Below are 16,419 nucleotides of genomic sequence, written 5' to 3' on the forward strand. Positions count from 1 at the left end.
ATGCAAGTCCTAAAATGGCGATATTGCTTATTGGAACGGTGGTTCGCACTCTGGCGTTGTAGCGTCGGTAGGCGGTGGTACAGTAGATCCGGTTCAGGTAAAATCCAAATGGGGAGCCCTTTTTCTTTATCAGTATCACATATTGGACTGTCCATACTCTGGAGTGATGTCATTCTGGAGATAATCAGCAACAAACGACTAATAAGCCAGGGCATTTTTGTCCTACTTAAAACCCCGGAGCGCCTCGCATTGTGAGGCGCTCCGGGGTTTTGTTATTCTCTGCTCAGATAGGTCTTGGCGGCGGTGAGGTCGTGCAGGCGCAGGAGGAAGGGGGGGAAGGCCCCGGCCAGCCGCTCCAGCAGGGGGGAGTCTCCCCGCACCCACAGGTCGCACACGCCGTAAGCGGCGGCGGTGTCCGGGGACAGCAGATTCACCGGGCAGCAGGACCAGCCCCACTGGATCTCCTCCGGGGCTACGCCGCTGTCCAGCAGGAAGCGGACGGCGGCGGGGATGAGGCCCGCCGCCCGGACCGCTGCGGCGCACAGGCTCTCCGGCCCGGCAGTGACCAGATTTCCCTCCGTCTCTGCCTCGCCCTCACAGAAGGCGATGGCATAGGCCCCGTCCCCGTCCTTCTGCCCCAGAACACAAGCGCCGGCGGGAAAGGCTCCCGCGGCCAGCAGAGGGTCGTCGCACAGAATTTCCACCGTGGGCAGCTGGCTGTTCCCCAGCAGCTGCTGGGACAGGTTGACAATGGCCTTCCCGCCGTATAACCCCTCAATCAGACGGCGGGCGCTGCTCCACCCGCCGGGGCTGGCGTGGACCCGGCCGGGGGAGAGGGCCTGGCAGTGGTTGGCGGGGCAGTCCTCCCAGATATCCTGAAAAGCCTGACGGCTGTATTCCAATGGATTCACAAAATTCACCTCTCAAAGATTTATTTTTTCAATAGCTGCCCAAAAAGCTCTTCTCCAGCACCTCGTACCCCAGGCGGCCGGAGGAGAATGTGCGGCCGGTGCGCAGGTTGTGGAAGTTGACCTTGCAGGGGGCGTCCCAATCCCGGGGCACGTTGGCCCAGCTGCGGCCGCTGCGGGCGAAGAGCTCCTCAAAGGGAGTGCCGTAAATATCGGTGTTCTTGTCAAAGGTCAGATCGGGGAGGATGCGCTGGATGTCTCCGTCAGGGCAGTCCACCCACAGGTTGGTCTCCTGGCCGTAGATGAGGCAGTCGTTCACCCGGCCATAGGCCATGTTTTCGTCGTCCCCGCCGTGGATGATGGGGGAGCTGGCGGCGGCCTGAACCACGCAGTTTACGTCAAAGCCCCGGTCCACCAAAGTGGGGAAGGTCTGCTCCACGTTGCGGGCGGTCACCTGCACCGCGCCGGACAGGGTGCCGGTGCGCGCCGCCAGCAGGCAGAGGTTTTGGGGGGAGATGCCGATGGCATCGGCCAGCAGGCCGGTGAGCGCCTCGTCCGGCAGTTCATCGGTCTGGAGGTGGGCCACCGCCAGCTCCCGCCATTCGTCCCGGTAGGGGACCTTGGCGGCGTAGTCGTCAAAGGGGCCCAGGGCGCGGAAGGGGCCGGAGAAGGTGATGCGCGCCCCACGGTAGTCCAGCACGAAAATCGCGTCGTGGGAGGACAGCTCCGCCACGGCAGGCCGGTCCACCGTGACCGTGGCGGCTGGGACGAGATGGGGCCCGATCCACATGGTGGTAAAATCCAGCCGGCCCAGGCCCCCCAGACAGGTGTGGGTAAAGAGCTGTCCGGCCCGCCACCCCGCTTTCTCATGTACGCCCATGTCAATCACCGTGGCGCCGTTGCTCAGATGATGGGCCTTGACTTGAAGCTGCTCCTGGTGGGGCAGAATCTCCCGCCGGATCAGCTCCGCCGCCCTCTGGTTGAGAGAAAATTCCAACGATAAGCCTCCTTTGCGCCTGATTTCTTTAGTAGTACAATCCTGCCAAGCCACTATATCACATGGAACGGTTACTTTCAACACAATTCTGCTTTTTCAGAGAAATGCCTTGTGCAAAACAGCAGAAAAAATACGGCTTTCCCGCTGAACCACTTGGTTCAGCGGGAAAGCCGCATCCAGCCGGCGCTGGGGCTACCAGCCCTTACGGAGCACCTTAATGGGGAGATAGCCCTTCCGGTAGTAGGAGGTGGCGTGACAGATGATCTGGAGGTCCTTGGAGTAGACCTCGTCGTCCATCTGGACAAAGAGCTCCCCGCTGTCCACATGGAAAAGGGACTGCAGCCGGGGGCCGGCGTGGTTGACGTCAAAGGAGGCCAGGCTGTAGGCCACAGGGTGGCCGCAGTATTCCTTCAGGTAGGAGAAGCAGCTCTGCTCCCGCATGCGCCAGATGGTGTCCTCCACGGGCTTGACCAGCTCGCCCAAAATGTGGTCCACACAGAAGGCCACCGGGGTGTCGTCGGCGTAGAAGAGCTTTTCTACCGCCAGATAGGAGACCGACTTGGGTCCCAATACCGGGTCGCGCTCCTCTACCAGCTCCAGGCGCTTGACCTCATAGCGGGGGGTATGCCCCAGACCCTGGATCATGCGGAACAGGCCGGGGTCGGTGTCCAGGCGGCAGGTCTCCCGGGCCACCTTGGGGTTGGCCAGGGTGCCCTTGCTGCGCTGCCGGGTGACGAAGCCCATCTCCTCCAGCGAGGCCAAGGCGTCCCGCAGGGCGTTGCGGCTGACCCCGATCTTCTGGGCCAGCAGGTCCTCGTTGGGCAGCTTGAAGGGGGCGTCTCCCTGGCTGCCCCGGATCAGCTCAATCAGGGCCAGCTTTGTTTTGTAGGACAGCTCCGCGCTGTCAACGGGGGTAATTCGAAAGTTATTTGCCATGATGACCTTCTTTACCTTGCAGGCCGGCGGCCTGGGATCCGCCGCAGCCGGCGAGCGCCTGCACCACGGCGGCCAGACTGTCCTCCAGGCTGGGGCAGTCTCCATCCACAATGATGTCCGCGTACTTTTCATAGAGGGGCGTGCGGTATTCGTAAATATCCTTCAAAGTCTCCCCGGGCTGGAAGGCGATGCCCCGGGAGTCCATATTCTGAATGCGCTGCTCCAGTACCGGGCAGGGCAGGCGGAGATAGACCACCGGCCCCAGCTGTTTCAAATGCTCAATACCCTTGGCGCGGCAGATCACGCTGCCCCCCGGGGCGATGACCTTCCGCCCCCCGGGGACGGAGCAGATGGCCTCCGCCTCCAGGTCCAGGAAGCGGTCGGTGCCGTGGGCGTCCAGCACCTGCTGAAGCGGCGCGCCCTCCCGCCGCTCAATGAGCAGATCGACGTCTACAAAGTCAAAGCCCAGGGTCTTGGCCAGCAGCATACCCACCGTGCTCTTGCCTGAGCCGGGCATACCGATCAGCGTAATCGTATCCATAGAAAAACCTCCTATACAGGGTTCGCGTCTGTTGTCAGGCCCCCTCCAGCTCCCGCCGGCGCCGGTCCAGAATTTTGGGGAACCGGTTCAGGAACATCAGCCCGGTGGCGCTGGCGGCCAGAAAATCCGCCGCCGGCTCCGCCAGGAAGACGGCAAACACTTTGTCGTCAAAGAAATGGGGCAGGATAAAGATGAGGGGAATCAGCAAAATGATTTTGCGCAGCAGGGCCAGGAACAAGGAAACCCTGGCCTGCCCCAGGGCCACAAAGGTCTGCTGGCAGGCAAATTGAACGCCCAGCATAAACAGGCAGCCCAGATAGATGCGCAGGGCCCACACCGCGGTGTCCACCAGGGCGGGTTTGTCATTGAACAGGCCCACAAAGAAGCCGGGAAAGAGCTGTACCAGCGCCCAGGTGAGGCAGCTGGCGGCAATCGCGGCCCGGAACAGCAGCCGGAACGCTTTTTTCACCCGTTCAAAATTCCCCGCGCCGTAGTTGAAGCCGATGATGGGCTGAGCGCCCTGGGCCAGCCCCTGGAACAGCATGGAAAAAACCTGCATGACGCTGCTGCCGATGGTCATAGCGCCCACGGCGGTGTCGCCGCCGAAAGCGCGCAGCGAGGTGTTGAAAGAGATGTTTACCAGGCTCTCGGTGGACTGCATGATAAAAGGGGACACGCCAATGGCCAGCACCGGCAGCAGTACCCTCCCGTTGATACGAAAATACCGCCGCTGCAGCCGGAGCCTGGTTTTGTTCCCCAGCAGGAAGGCCACTACCCACGCCGCGGATACTCCCTGGGCCAGAATGGTGGCCAGGGCGGCGCCCCGCACCCCCATATTCAGGCCGAAGATGAAAATGGGATCCAGAATAATGTTCACCGCCGCGCCGATGAGCACAGTGAGCATGGACACGGTGGAAAAGCCCTGGGTGGTGATAAAGGCGTTGAGGCCCAGGGCGGTCTCCACAAACAGGGTGCCCCACAGGTAGATGGTCAGATAGTCCACCGCATAGCCGATGGTGTTCTCCGTGGCCCCGAAGGCCAGGAGCATGGGCTCCTTGATGAGCTGGAACCCCACCGTCACCGCCGCGGACAGCGCCACCAGCAGGGCGGCGCAGCTGCCCATAATCTCGTTGGCCAGATCCAGCCGGCCCTCCCCAATGCGGATCACCGCCCGGGCGCCGCCCCCCATGCACACCAGAGCCGCGATGGCGGACACGAACATCAGCACCGGAAAGCAGATGCCCAGGCCGGTGAGCGCCAGATCGCCCCCGGGCTTGATGTGGCCGATATACATCCGGTCCACAATGTTGTACAGAGCGTTGACCAGCTGGGCGGTAATGGCCGGCAGGGCCAGGCGGAAGAGCAGCCGGCCCACTGGGTCCTTTCCCAAATTATTTTCCCGTTTTGCCATGGCGGCCTCCAAACTACACAATGTACCGGCGGTTCAGCCCTGCCGGCCCTCCAGGAAATAGGTGGCCTCCATGTCCGCCACGCTCAGGGCGAAAGCCAGGGGGTACTGCTCCAGGGCCTGCCCCACCATCCGGGGGTCCTCCTGTCCGGAGAAGCCCATATGCCAGCGGATGGCCATGGCCTCCTCCCGGGTGAGGCGCATAAAGCCGCTGAGGATGTACACTGACTTCTCCCCGTGGCCGTAGGGGAGCGTGTCCTCATAGTAAAAGGTGGGCACCGCCTGCCACTTGCCGTCGGGGCCCTTTACGTTGCGCGTCCCCGCCTGATAGCAGCCAATCTTGCATACGTCGTGGAGCAGGGCGGCAACAGCCACGGACTCTTCGCTGTACTCCAGGCCGTACAGCTCCCGCACCCGCTCCCGCGCCAGGTACTCCCGCAGGCAGTGGTACACATTGACGCTGTGGTCGCACAGGCCGCCGGCATAGGCCCCGTGGAACTTGGCCGAGGCGGGGGAGGTAAAGAAATCGCTCTTGTTTTGCAGATAGTCCAGCAGGGCGCCGCTGCCCTCCCGGGTGATGTAGGTGGTAAACAGCTCCATAAATTCCTCTCGGGCGCTCATTCTATCCCTCCAGTCAGGCTCCCCCAAGGGGGTACAGATACAATATGATAGTTTAACACAGCGCAGGCCAAAAAACCAGAGCTTGCTGCAAAAGTCCTGGGATTTGTGGGGAAAGCGCCTTGACGGTTTGGCCAAAACCCGTTAAAATGTCAACATCTGCGCAAGCGGGACCTGGAGTCTGTCTGAAGACGGGCCCGGAGAAGACAAGGAGGATTTGTTTGTGAAGGAGAGAGAGACCTTTGCCTCCCGGCTGGGCTTTTTGCTCATCTCGGCCGGCTGTGCCATCGGCCTTGGCAACGTGTGGCGCTTCCCCTATATTGTGGGTCAGTACGGCGGCGCCGCCTTTGTGCTGGTGTATTTATTTTTCCTGATTATTATGGGCCTGCCCATTATGGTGATGGAGTTTGCCGTGGGCCGGGCCAGCCGGAAGAGCGTGATCTGCTCCTTCCAGGCGCTGGAGCCCAAGGGGAGCAAGTGGCACTGGTACGGCTGGTTCGGCATGGCGGGGAACTATCTGCTGATGATGTTTTACACCACCATCGCCGGCTGGCTGCTGCTCTATTTCTGCAAAATGGCCAAGGGGGATTTTCACGGCCTGGACACCGCCGGCGTCACCCAGGCCTTTGTGGACATGACCCTCTCCCCCGGGGTGCAGGTGCTGTTCATGGCCCTGGTGGTGGCCATCGGCATGGGGGTATGTGTCCGCGGCCTGCAAAACGGGGTGGAGAAGGTCAACAAAATCATGATGCTGTGCCTGCTGGTCCTGCTGGTGGTGCTGGCCGTCCGGTCTGTCACCCTGCCTGGGGCGGCGGCGGGCCTGCGCTTCTACCTCATGCCGGACTTTGACAACCTGATCCACGACGCCGGCGGCAATTTCATCCTGGGCGAGACCATCTTCGCCGCCATGGGGCAGGCGTTTTTCACCCTCAGCCTGGGCATCGGCGCCATCGCCATCTTTGGCAGCTACATCGGCCGGGAGCGCCGCCTCACCAGCGAGGCCATCAACGTCACCCTGCTGGACACCGGCGTGGCCTTCATGGCGGGCCTCATCATTTTCCCCGCCGCCTTTGCCTTCGGGGTGCAGCCCGACTCCGGCCCCAATCTGATCTTTATTACCCTGCCCAATATTTTTAACGAGATGTCCGGCGGCCGGCTGTGGGGGGCGCTGTTCTTCCTGTTCATGTCCTTTGCCGCGCTGTCCACGGTAATCGCGGTGTTTGAGAACATCCTCTCCTGCTGGATGGACAAGTGGGGGGTGAGCCGGACCAAAGCGGTGGCGGTGAACACTGTGCTCATCTTTGTGCTCAGCCTGCCCTGTCTGCTGGGCTTCAACGTGCTGTCCGGGGTACAGATCCCTATGGTGGGCAACATTTTGGACCTGGAGGACTTTATTGTAAGCAATAACCTCCTCCCCCTGGGCAGTCTGATCTACCTGCTCTTCTGCGTCAGCTCCGCCCGCCGGGGCTGGGGGTACGAGCGCTTCCTTCAGGAGGCGGACGCCGGTCAGGGCATGAGGTTTCCCGCCAAGCTGCGGTTCTATTTTACCTTCGTCCTGCCCCTCATCGTGGCAGTCATTTTCGTGGTGGGCTATTTGCAGAAGTTTATGCCCTGAGGACGCAAAATTCCCCGCCCGGCACACGCCGGGGCGGGGAATTTCCTGCGTTCAATCAATCTTATAGCCCACGCCCCATACGGTTTTGATGAAGCGGGGATTGCGGGAGGGCTCTCCCATCTTCTCCCGCAGGCGGCGGATGTGGACCATGACGGTGTTGTTCCGGTCCAGATACTTCTCCCGCCACACCGTCTCAAAGAGCTGCTCGGCGGAGATGACCTGCCCCCGGTTCTCGCACAGCAGCCAGAGGATGTCAAACTCAATCGGGGTGAGCACCAGGGGCTTGTCATACAGCCAGCACTCGTGGCTGGAGCGGTTGATCACCAGGCCGTTAAAATCAATTACGTCGCCCGCTCCCCGCTCGCTCTCGTTATAGCGGGTGTACCGCCGCAGCTGGGCCTTCACCCGGGCCACCAGCTCCAACGGATTGAAGGGCTTTGTAAGGTAGTCGTCGGCGCCGATGGTCAGGCCAGTGATCTTGTCCAGATCCTCCCCCTTGGCGGTGAGCATCAGGATGGGGAAGTGGTAATCCTTGCGGATCTCCGCGCAGATGGTAAGTCCGTCCAGATCCGGCAGCATCACGTCCAAAATCGCCAGATCCAAGGGCCGCTCCCCCACGAGGGCCAGTGCCGCCGCGCCAGTGCCGCACTTGTGGACCGTAAATCCCTCGCTTTGCAAATAGACCTCCACCAGGTCCGCAATCTCCGGCTCGTCGTCTACCACAAGGATATCTGCCTGCAAAAAAATCTCCCCCCCGCGTTGATGTCCACCATTATAGCCATGGGTTATGGGGCAAGTCAAGCCGTGGGGAGAATTGTAATAAAATATTCAGAAGCTGGACCGGAGGCCTCAACACCGCTCTTTGCGGCCCAAAGGCCAGATTTCTTTTAAAACAGGCCCCAGAACCGGCGGCGGTAAAAGGGCTGGGTTCCCTGGACCGCCTGGACGCCCAGGGGGCTGTTTGCCGGTACGACCTCCAGGGGCGTTCCCCCCAGATGGGGCTGGGCGGCCCGGGCCGCCTCCTGCGCCGCCGCCCGGTAGACGGCCTCCGGGTCCTCCTCCCCCAGGGCCACCGCCAGGAGATAGCGTTCCTCCCCATTGCGCAGCAGCTTTTTCAAATAGGCCCGCCGCACCCTCTTATGCCGCCGGAAGCAGGCGCTTACCGCCTGGACCAGCGCCTCTGGCCAGGGGTCCGGCGTCCCAAAAACAAGGGCGTCTCTCCGGCTGGGGGCCTCTGGCTGCTCCACCCGCTGGATCTTCTGCGCACCCGCCCGGGCCGCCCGCAGACGCTCCGGCGTGAGCACCAGCGCCGCCCCCATCGGGTTGATGACCACCCCGTCCCAATGCTCCGCCAGACGCTCCAGCCGGTCAAAGCCGGTAATTATCCCCCGGCACTGGCCCTGCCGGTCAAAGCGCCTCAGCTCCGTCCAGTCCGTAAACACCGGGATATGCCGCTTTCCGTCGGTGCGCACAATGCGCGGCATCTCTCCCCCGGCCTCCGCCTCCCAGCGGATGGGGGCCAGAAAGCGTCCCTTCACCAGCTGGCGGAACATCTCCACCTCCAGGGCCTGGCTGGCCTGCCGCCGGCCCGCCGCCTGAAACAGGCGGTGCACGGCCCGCACCAGCTCCGGATTGCGCACCTGCCGCGTCTCCTCCGGCTCCGGCAGGCTGTCCGGGGCGGGGGAGAGATCCTCCGCTGACAGATTGAGAAAAACCTGGCCGCTGTCCACCACCAGACGGCGCACAGCGCACCGGCGGCAGTCCTCCGCCAGGGCGCCGGCATCCCCCTCCAGCCGCCGCGCGGCCATTGCCTCCCCCCGTTCCGCCATACCGCGGATGAACTGGGCGCAGTAGTCCTTTTTGGAGAAGAGATAGGCCGCCGTTCCTCCCTGCTCCTCCCCCAGATAGAGATTGCCGGTGTGGCGGGACTGGGCCGCCCACAGCGGCCGGGTCTGCCGGAGGGCCTCCACTATCTGGGCGTACCGCCCCTCCGACGGGCTGCGGTGAAAGCCCTCAATCAGCTCCTGTATCTCCGCCACGGCAGCTCCCTCCCCTCGCCTTTTGCCCTTCTATCCTATTCCAAACCGCCTTTGCTGTCAACCAAGGCCTGGGCCATAGGGCAAATTTCTCCGGGGAATGGAACCATTTTCCCCAATTTGCGTCTATAAGCAGGAAAGGCGGCTGCCGCGATGAATTTATATGCAGCTCTGTCCGCGTTTCTTATCCTGCTGGCTGGGGGAAGCCCCAACCCTCCGGCCGGCCCCCACACCGCCGGCGCGCACTCTGCCGGCGGATCTGCCGGATACCCTGGCCCGGGCGGAGGGCCTGGACGGCAGCGGGGGATATCTCCTTCTGGGCGTCCTGCCGGAGCTGGATATCGCCCTCTACTGCGATAATGCGCAAGTGCGGGACACCGCCTACCTGCGCTATGGCGAACATTTCCAGTCCTTTGACCAGGAGATCTGGAGCGACCCCACCGTTCTTCCCCGGCTCACCTGGTCCGACGGGGCGGACGGCGCTCTGCCTGGCCTGGCGGTGCATTATCTTTCCCACCAGGGCACTTTTTTCGACGGGGAGCGGTACCATCCCGGCCTGACCGGAGAGGAGGTCGTCTGCCAGTGGGACGGGACCCAGTGGACCGATGTACACTTCCGCTCCCACCCCATCCCATACTCATAGGCCGGCGGGCCGCATCCCCGCTGCCGGAAAAGGCAGCGCCTTTTTCCACAGCCGAAAGCGGCCTGCCGAATCTCCTTCGGCAGGCCGCTTGTTTCCGTTTAGAACCTGTATTCACAACCGCTGAACACTGTCTTGCCGGGTCTTTCGCCGCTGCGCGGCGGCAAAAAATCTTGAAATACACAAAGTATTTCTGCGTTTTTTTGCCTTGCGCAAGGGCAAAATCCCTCGGCAATCCAGCGCCCCCCGGTTATGAATACAGGTTCTTAGCTGTTCTGGGCGGCCACCCACGCCTCGAAGGCGGTCACCGCCTCATCGGAATGCTCCGCGATGACGAAGAGAAGCCAGCCGTCTTTGACCACCAGCTTGGCGTCCTCCACCTTGGGCAGGTTCTGGGACAGGTACCAGGAGAAGGTGTCCGCCTGCTGCTGGCGGTAGGCCTCCAGCCCCGCCTTGACTTCCTCCTCACTGCCGTCGGCCAGCCTGCCCACCAGCAGGGTGTCCGGGCTGATGTTCATGGGGAAGAAAGCCGCCGCCTCGGTAAAGCTCTCTGGATTGATGCCGTAGTACTCCAACAGATCCAGCCCGGTGCGGTTTGCGTTGGCGTTCGATATCTCCATCAGCTCATAGCCCAGCTTAACCACAGGCGCGTTATTGGGGGTTATAATGTCCACCCGATCCACGTCCAGAGCCAAATTCTGGTCCACCGTGTACCCCTCCACCGCGGCCAGGGCGGCCTCCGGCAGGAAGGTGACCCCGTCCACCACCTGGGCGGTGATCCCCTCCAGCACGGTGTCACCCACGGACACAGTGTTCTCCCCGTAGTTGACCCGGATCTGGGCCCCCTGCAAATAGAAAATGCTCTCATTTTCCTCCTCTAACCAGAGGGCGTTGCCGTGGTCCGCCTCGGCAATAAGGCGCATGGGCAGGCCCTGGGCATAGGGCAGGGCGCTGGCGTCCACCTCCTGGCCGTTGACCGTCAGAATCCTCTGGTAGCTCTTGGGCTGGGGCAGGTTCACCACCTCCGGCGCCGGCTCATTGGCCAGGGCGGGCGCCAGCAGGCTCCCCGCCAGAACAGCGGCCGCCGCCGCATATTGATAGCTGTGTCTCATGGCTTCATTTCTCCTTTTCCGCCTGGCTCCCGCCGGGCGTGTTGACATTTTTTGCCCCTGGCCCTATACTGGGCCTTGACAGATCATCTATTCCAATTGGACGGCGGACTGCGGAAAAAGTTCCCCCGCTTCCCCGATTTTTTCTTGCCGCCGGAAGGAGTCCCTATGCCTGTATGCTATCTCTGCCTGTGGTACTTTTTTCTCTACGCCTTTTTGGGCTGGTGCAGCGAGGTATGCTACGCCGCCCTGAAAACCGGCGACTTTGTCAACCGGGGATTTCTCAACGGCCCTCTATGCCCCATCTACGGCTTCGGCGCGGTGACGGTCATCTTTCTGCTCACCCCGCTGCGGGATAACCTGCCCCTGCTCTTTCTGGGCTCCGTGCTCCTCACCAGCGCGCTGGAGTGGCTCACCGGCTTTGTGCTGGAAAAGCTCTTCCACCAGAAGTGGTGGGATTACTCCGACATGCCCTTTCAGCTCAACGGCTACATCTGTCTGATGTTCTCCATCCTGTGGGGCTTTGCCTGCCTCATTGTGGTAGATATGATCCACCCGGCCATGCAGGCCCTGGTGGGCCGCATTCCCTTTGCCGCAGGCGTGGTCCTTCTGGTCCTCCTGATGCTGGCCGCTCTGGCGGATCTGGGGGCCACCGTGGCCGCGATGGTGGGCTTCAACCGCCGCCTGGGTCAGATCGACGAGCTGGCCCGGCGGATCAAGTCCGCCTCCAACGAACTGGGGGAGGGACTGTCCTCCGCCACCCTTACCCTCACGGAAAAGGGCAGCGGACTGCGGGAGGAGCTGAGCGAAAAGCGTGCGGAGCTGAAAGCCGTCCAGGAGAACGCCCTGGCCGAGCTGAAGGCCGCCCATGAGGCCCTTCTCTCCCACCACGGCTTTGGCCAGCGCCGCCTGCTGAAGGCCTTTCCCCGTATGACTTCCACCCGCCACGCCGCCGCCGTGGAGGCCCTGCGGGGGCGGATGAACCGGACGCGGAACAAGAAACGCTGAGTCTGGTGATATTCGGGTAATGGGCCCCCGCGGGCCGCCCCCGGGGCGGGAGTTTCGTGCTCGCCGCACGGGCCGCCTGCGCGGCGGGCGCCAAGGTCCTTTCCCGAAAGGATCCTGGACCCAAAGGGCCCAAGGGGGGCTGGCCCCCCTTGGGAAACCCCCGGGCGGGCGGCCTCAATATTCAGGCAAGAGGCAAGCGCAAAGTCGTTGCGCCCGCGCCCGACGCCTTTATTATGTCAGTCGTTACAAAAAAGCCCGCGTCGACTACACTGTAAAACTTGAAAGCCGCAGCGATTCAAGAACTGGATCTGACGGCCGCCACGAGGCTTGGTGCTTCGCATCCAAAAAGGCGGCCGTCGGACAGCGTATTTGAATTGCTGTGGCTTTCAAGTTTTGCGTTGTATACGACGCGGGCAAAAAATATTGTCCACTGGTTCTTTTCGGGCGGGCGCAACTGCTTTGCCTTGTGTCCGATGAATTCAGAGGCCGCCCGTCTACGCTTTGGGGGAGTCCAGAGGGGGGATGAGCCCCCCTCTGGCCCTTTGGGTCCAGGGCCCTTTCGGGAAAGGGCCCTGGCGCCCCCCGCGCAGGGCCTTCTGGAGGGGCCTCCCGGGAGGCTCTTACCCCTCCATCCAAAAGGCCATTGTAGCCTCCAGCTGATCCGGCGGACAGACCACATAGGACACGGTCAGCCTGTGGTCTGCAGCATCGTACATTTTCCGGGCCAGCTCCTCGCCAAAGGCGCCGCAGACCTCCAGAACGCCAAAGCCCGCGTCGGCCAGCTCCACAGCCTTGGCGACGGCTTCTTCCGGGGTGCGCACGGTGATGATGTGATTTTCTACCTTGGCGGTGTCCAGCCGGGCGTGGTCCTTTTCCGGGTCAAAAAGGGGATTCATAATCATCATGCCGCATTTTTTCTTCATGTTTGCCGCTCCTTTTTCTTAATAGCACTTAGTACCGGTTCACCCAGTTGGAGATGAGCACGGTGGGCACCAGCCACATCAGCAGGAATACCAGCAGGTTGGCCGGGGCCAGAGAGGCGTACGCCTCCGCGAAGGTGAGGTAAAAGGCCAGCAGAATGCCCGCCGCCGCGCCGCCGCAGGCCAGGCAGGCGGACAGCCGCACCGCCAGGCGCAGCCGCTTGCCGCCCACGGCGGCCTCGGTATAGGGGCCCACGCCCTCCCGGCAGAGCACGGCGGTGAGGATGTCGCTGTGCTCCTGGCCGGGATCGGACAGCTCCACCCGCCGCTCCACCGTTGGGAAGTCCATCCGATCCGCCGGCAGGCGGAAGCGCTGCTCCAGCATGGAGGGGATGATGTTAAAATCCCGGGTGGCCAGCACCGGGTGGATGCCGTTGCGGATCAGGGCGTTGAGGGCGGGCTCCACCGTGCCGTGCAGGGCGTATTTTAGGGCAAAAATCCCCGCCAGCTCCCCGTCAATGGCGCAGAACACCGCGTTTTTTACTTTTAGCCCCTGGGGCAGGGCCACCTCCATCATGTGCATGAAGGACGCCCGGCCCACCAGCACGGTCTCCCCCCGGATGACGGCGGATACGCCGCCCCCCTCGTAGCATGTAAACTCACTGCTCCGGCGGTACACCGCCCCCTGACTGCGCAGCAGGTCGTGAAAAATCTTCTCCAGACCGCAGCCGGCGTCCCGGATCATGGTGGCGGTGATGCCCACCACCTTGTCCACCGGGAAGTCCCCAAAGATCTTGATGCCGTTGAGGGACACCGTCCCCGGCGGGAAGAGATCCGTGTCCGTCAGCAGCACGCTGGCCCGCCGGCCCGTGCCGGTGACGCCGTCCCACCCCGCCAGGGCGGCACCGCTCCGGGCCAGCCGCTGGCACAGGGCCTGCCAGGGGATACCGTAGCACAGGTTGGCGGAGAAGGAGGCCCCGGCGGCCAGGGTGGCCGACAGGCACCAGGCCAGCTTGTCCGGCTTGCCCTGCCCCGCCGACGCCATCACGGAGAAGAGCACACAGGCCAGCAGCAGCAGCGGGGTGAGGATGTGGTAGATCCGCTCCGCCCCGTCGGAGGCCTGCATCTGCCGGCCAAAGCCCATGGGCTCCCCCGGCCACTTGGCGTAGGCGTCTTTATTGTTCCACTTGTTCTCGTCCAAGGTGATAAGGTCGGGCTCCGCCGCGGAGGCCGCGGTCCGGCAGGCGATGCGGGATCCCTTACGCTTGAGGTAATTTCCGCTCAAGCTGAACGCCAGAGAGAGCGCGGCCACCCCGCAGTAGGGCATCCGCTCCGCCCCGGGGGTGCGGGCCAGGAGCAGGGCGTCCGCCAGGGCGGCGCCGCAGGACAGCGCCATGAGGCTGTCCAGCTCCACCCGCAGGGTGAGCAGGTGGAGCAGCCCCTGGCTCACCGCGTCCACCCCCAGCAGCATGGCCCCGCACAGCAGCACCGCCTGGACGTAGATCCCCCGGGCATATTCTCCCGCCAGCAGCTCCGGCAGGGGCAGGTCAAAGGCGGGGGCCAGCCCCAGGTAGAGCAGAGGCAGGCACAGCAAAAAGACAAACACCGTGCGCACCTTGCACAGAGCCAGCCCCTTTCCATACCGCCGAAAAAGCTCCAGGGCGGGCAGGTCTGGAGCGGGCGGAGGCTTGCGGCGCTTGCGGCGGGGAGGCTCCTCTTCCTCCGGCTCCTCCCAATCCACGCCGGGGATGAACCGCTCCGCCCGGAGCACCTCGGGGGACGCCTCGCTGCCCTCCTCCTCAAACATCTGCTCAGCGTAGTCGTCCGCCTTCTTTTTCAGCTTGCGCAGCCCCTTGGAGAGGGGGCTCTCCTCCGGCTCGCTGGGGAAGGTGATCACCTTCTCCGGCGGCGGCTTGGGGGGCAGCTCCTCTGCCTGACGCTTGGCCGCCTCCGCCCACATGGCCTCCTTCAGCCAGTCCGGATCCTCCTCGGGCGGGTCCAGCTCCTCTTCGTCTTCGTCTTCTTTTTCCTGACGGTTGAGGATTTCCAGCTGAAGCGCTGCCCGGGGGCCCCGCTTCTTGGGGGGCGGCTGGGGATCCGGCTCCTCCTCCGGCTCCGGCGGCGCGCCCCCACGGCGGGGGAAGGTCACCACCCGCCCCCGCCTGCCCCCCGGCTCCGGCGGCGGCGCAGGGGGCGGCTGCGGATCCACCGGCAGTTCTGGGGGTGGAGCCTCCGCCTCCGGCGTATCCCAGCCGGCCACCTCCGCCAATATCTCCTCCAGGGTGAACTCCTCACCGTCATTGCGTTTGTCCTTGTCCTTCGGCATCTCGTTCTCCTGATACAATGTAAAATTGGGGCCTTTCCCCCTTGTTCTGCTTCCCTATAACTATAGCACAATTCCCCCGCTGGAAGAAAGAGAAAAATGCGTGTTTCCGCCCGTCTCCCTCCCTCTGGGCCGGACGGTATGGCGGCTCCTTACAAGCTTTCCCGATTGTTCACAATTCCTCCGCCAAAAGGCCGGTAATCCACCAGTTTCTTCCTCCGCTTCTGTCGCCTTTTCCGGATTGACAAAACGGAAATATTTTTTATAATAAAAATAAAAAGGTGGTGTCATGAATCGCTGTCAAGCTAGAAAACTCCGCCTGATGAAGCGGTGGGCCCGGGCCCATACCTCTTTTCTCATCGGGCTGCCGCTGTATTTGATTGCCCTGGCCCTGCTGGAGCTGCTGGATCTGACCAGCCTGCCCATTCCCGTCACCCCCATCCGCCATGTACAGGGCTTCCCCTATTTTGATTGAGAAAGATACACAAAGGCCGCCCGGTTTACCGGGCGGCCTTTGGATTTTGCTATCCCAGGCGCTGGCGGACGGCCTCATAGAGGAGGATGGCGGCGGCGGCGCTGGCGTTGAGGGAGTTGAGCTTTCCCCGCATGGGGATGCGCACTTTAAAATCGCAGGTCTCCGCCACCAGGCGGCCCATGCCGTCCCCCTCGCTGCCGATGACGATGGCGGCGGGACCCTTCAGGTCCGCCTCGTACAGGGTCCGCTCCCCGTCCGCCGCAGTGCCGAAGATCCACACCCCCTCCTCCTTCAGCTCCTTGAGCAGGGCGGTGAGGTTGGCCACCCGGGCCACCGGCACATGGCTCACCGCCCCGGCGGAGGTCTTGGCCACCACGGCGGTGAGCCCGGCGGAGCGGCGCTTGGGGATGATCACCCCGTGGGCCCCGGCGCATTCGGCGGTGCGGATCACCGCCCCCAGGTTGTGGGGGTCGCTGAGCTCGTCGCACACCACGATAAGGGGGGGCTCCCCCTTCTCCCGGGCGGCGGCGAGGATGTCGTCCACGCTGGCGTAGGCCCGCACCGCCGCCAGGGCGATGACTCCCTGATGGGCATGGGTGCGGCTCATACCGTCCAGCTTGCGGCGGTCCGCCTCCACCACCACGACGCCCTTCCCCCGGGCCGTGGAGGCGATGTGGCCCAGGGCCTTGTCGCTCTCCCCCCGGGCCAGGTAGATTTTATCAATATTGGTCCCCGCCCGCAGGGCCTCAATCACCGCGTTGCGCCCCTCAATGACGCCGTCGGCCAGGGCCTCCGGATCCTCGTCCCGGCCCCTGACCGGTCCCTTTTCCCTCATAATAAACGCGCCCTCCTCTTTCTTTTTTCATGCGCTCTATTATAATGGCT

At 63.1% G+C, this 16,419-nt stretch carries 16 protein-coding genes; 4 read left to right on the forward strand and 12 right to left on the reverse strand.

The genetic code is table 11. From position 1 onward, the window contains the following. Window positions 1-272: 272 nt before the first annotated feature. The 6 genes from D1159_RS00775 to D1159_RS00800 all read right to left on the reverse strand — a co-directional run bounded on the left by D1159_RS00775 (window position 273) and on the right by D1159_RS00800 (window position 5,411). Entirely contained in the window at window positions 273-911 is a 639-nt protein-coding gene (locus D1159_RS00775) for a hypothetical protein (protein WP_161843793.1), read from the reverse strand. A gap of 28 nt (window positions 912-939) precedes the next feature. Next, the gene (locus D1159_RS00780) at window positions 940-1,905 is read right to left on the reverse strand and encodes a methenyltetrahydromethanopterin cyclohydrolase (protein ID WP_161843794.1); all 966 of its coding nucleotides are present in this window, start codon (window positions 1,903-1,905) and stop codon (window positions 940-942) included. 192 nt (window positions 1,906-2,097) lie between these two features. Continuing rightward, window positions 2,098-2,841 carry a GntR family transcriptional regulator gene (locus D1159_RS00785; RefSeq protein WP_161843795.1) on the reverse strand — a complete coding sequence of 248 codons (744 nt, stop codon included), beginning with the start codon at window positions 2,839-2,841 and terminating at the stop codon, window positions 2,098-2,100. After that, entirely contained in the window at window positions 2,831-3,382 is a 552-nt protein-coding gene (locus D1159_RS00790; RefSeq protein ID WP_161843796.1) for a shikimate kinase, read from the reverse strand. The genes D1159_RS00785 and D1159_RS00790 overlap by 11 nt, the downstream gene beginning before the upstream one ends. A 34-nt stretch (window positions 3,383-3,416) precedes the next feature. After that, complete coding sequence (locus tag D1159_RS00795) at window positions 3,417-4,793, reverse strand: MATE family efflux transporter (protein ID WP_161843797.1); 1,377 nt, start codon at window positions 4,791-4,793, stop codon at window positions 3,417-3,419. A 33-nt stretch (window positions 4,794-4,826) separates the two neighbouring features. After that, window positions 4,827-5,411 (reverse strand): HD domain-containing protein, encoded by a 585-nt coding sequence (locus D1159_RS00800; RefSeq protein WP_161843798.1) that lies wholly within the window; start codon window positions 5,409-5,411, stop codon window positions 4,827-4,829. Window positions 5,412-5,631: 220 nt separating this feature from the next. Here D1159_RS00800 and D1159_RS00805 point away from each other — a divergent pair, with 220 nt between their 5' ends. Next, window positions 5,632-7,023 carry a sodium-dependent transporter gene (locus tag D1159_RS00805; protein ID WP_161843799.1) on the forward strand — a complete coding sequence of 464 codons (1,392 nt, stop codon included), beginning with the start codon at window positions 5,632-5,634 and terminating at the stop codon, window positions 7,021-7,023. Between the two features lie 51 nt (window positions 7,024-7,074). Here D1159_RS00805 and vanR read toward each other — a convergent pair whose 3' ends face one another. Both vanR and D1159_RS19405 read right to left on the reverse strand, forming a co-directional pair. After that, on the reverse strand, window positions 7,075-7,764 hold the full coding sequence (gene vanR, locus D1159_RS00810; RefSeq protein ID WP_161843800.1) for a VanR-ABDEGLN family response regulator transcription factor: 690 nt from the start codon (window positions 7,762-7,764) through the stop codon (window positions 7,075-7,077). 146 nt (window positions 7,765-7,910) lie between these two features. Then, entirely contained in the window at window positions 7,911-9,062 is a 1,152-nt protein-coding gene (locus tag D1159_RS19405) for an enhanced serine sensitivity protein SseB C-terminal domain-containing protein (RefSeq protein ID WP_161843801.1), read from the reverse strand. A gap of 160 nt (window positions 9,063-9,222) precedes the next feature. On the opposite strand from D1159_RS19405, the gene D1159_RS00820 reads away from it, so the two are divergent. Next, window positions 9,223-9,702: a hypothetical protein gene (locus D1159_RS00820; RefSeq protein WP_161843802.1), complete on the forward strand. Its 480-nt coding sequence runs from the start codon at window positions 9,223-9,225 to the stop codon at window positions 9,700-9,702. A gap of 263 nt (window positions 9,703-9,965) precedes the next feature. Here D1159_RS00820 and D1159_RS00825 read toward each other — a convergent pair whose 3' ends face one another. Beyond that, a complete protein-coding gene (locus tag D1159_RS00825) occupies window positions 9,966-10,811 on the reverse strand; it encodes a DUF4358 domain-containing protein (protein ID WP_161843803.1) in 846 nt (281 codons plus the stop codon). A gap of 165 nt (window positions 10,812-10,976) precedes the next feature. Between D1159_RS00825 and D1159_RS00830 the strand changes: the two genes are divergently transcribed. Next, window positions 10,977-11,816 carry a putative ABC transporter permease gene (locus D1159_RS00830; protein ID WP_161843804.1) on the forward strand — a complete coding sequence of 280 codons (840 nt, stop codon included), beginning with the start codon at window positions 10,977-10,979 and terminating at the stop codon, window positions 11,814-11,816. A 620-nt stretch (window positions 11,817-12,436) separates the two neighbouring features. Here D1159_RS00830 and D1159_RS00835 read toward each other — a convergent pair. Together D1159_RS00835 and D1159_RS00840 are read right to left on the reverse strand one after the other, a co-directional pair. After that, window positions 12,437-12,739 (reverse strand): DUF6506 family protein, encoded by a 303-nt coding sequence (locus D1159_RS00835; RefSeq protein ID WP_161843805.1) that lies wholly within the window; start codon window positions 12,737-12,739, stop codon window positions 12,437-12,439. 28 nt (window positions 12,740-12,767) lie between these two features. Continuing rightward, window positions 12,768-15,062, reverse strand: coding sequence for a hypothetical protein (locus D1159_RS00840; RefSeq protein WP_161843806.1), 2,295 nt, complete (start codon window positions 15,060-15,062; stop codon window positions 12,768-12,770). A gap of 286 nt (window positions 15,063-15,348) precedes the next feature. Here D1159_RS00840 and D1159_RS00845 point away from each other — a divergent pair, with 286 nt between their 5' ends. Further along, entirely contained in the window at window positions 15,349-15,534 is a 186-nt protein-coding gene (locus D1159_RS00845) for a hypothetical protein (protein ID WP_161843807.1), read from the forward strand. Window positions 15,535-15,583: 49 nt separating this feature from the next. Here the strand turns inward: D1159_RS00845 and rlmB are convergent, their stop codons facing one another. After that, a complete protein-coding gene (gene rlmB / locus D1159_RS00850) occupies window positions 15,584-16,369 on the reverse strand; it encodes a 23S rRNA (guanosine(2251)-2'-O)-methyltransferase RlmB (RefSeq protein WP_161843808.1) in 786 nt (261 codons plus the stop codon). Window positions 16,370-16,419 lie beyond the last annotated feature (50 nt).

Source organism: Pseudoflavonifractor sp. 524-17, assembly GCF_009935845.1.
GTDB lineage: Bacteria > Bacillota > Clostridia > Oscillospirales > Oscillospiraceae > Pseudoflavonifractor_A.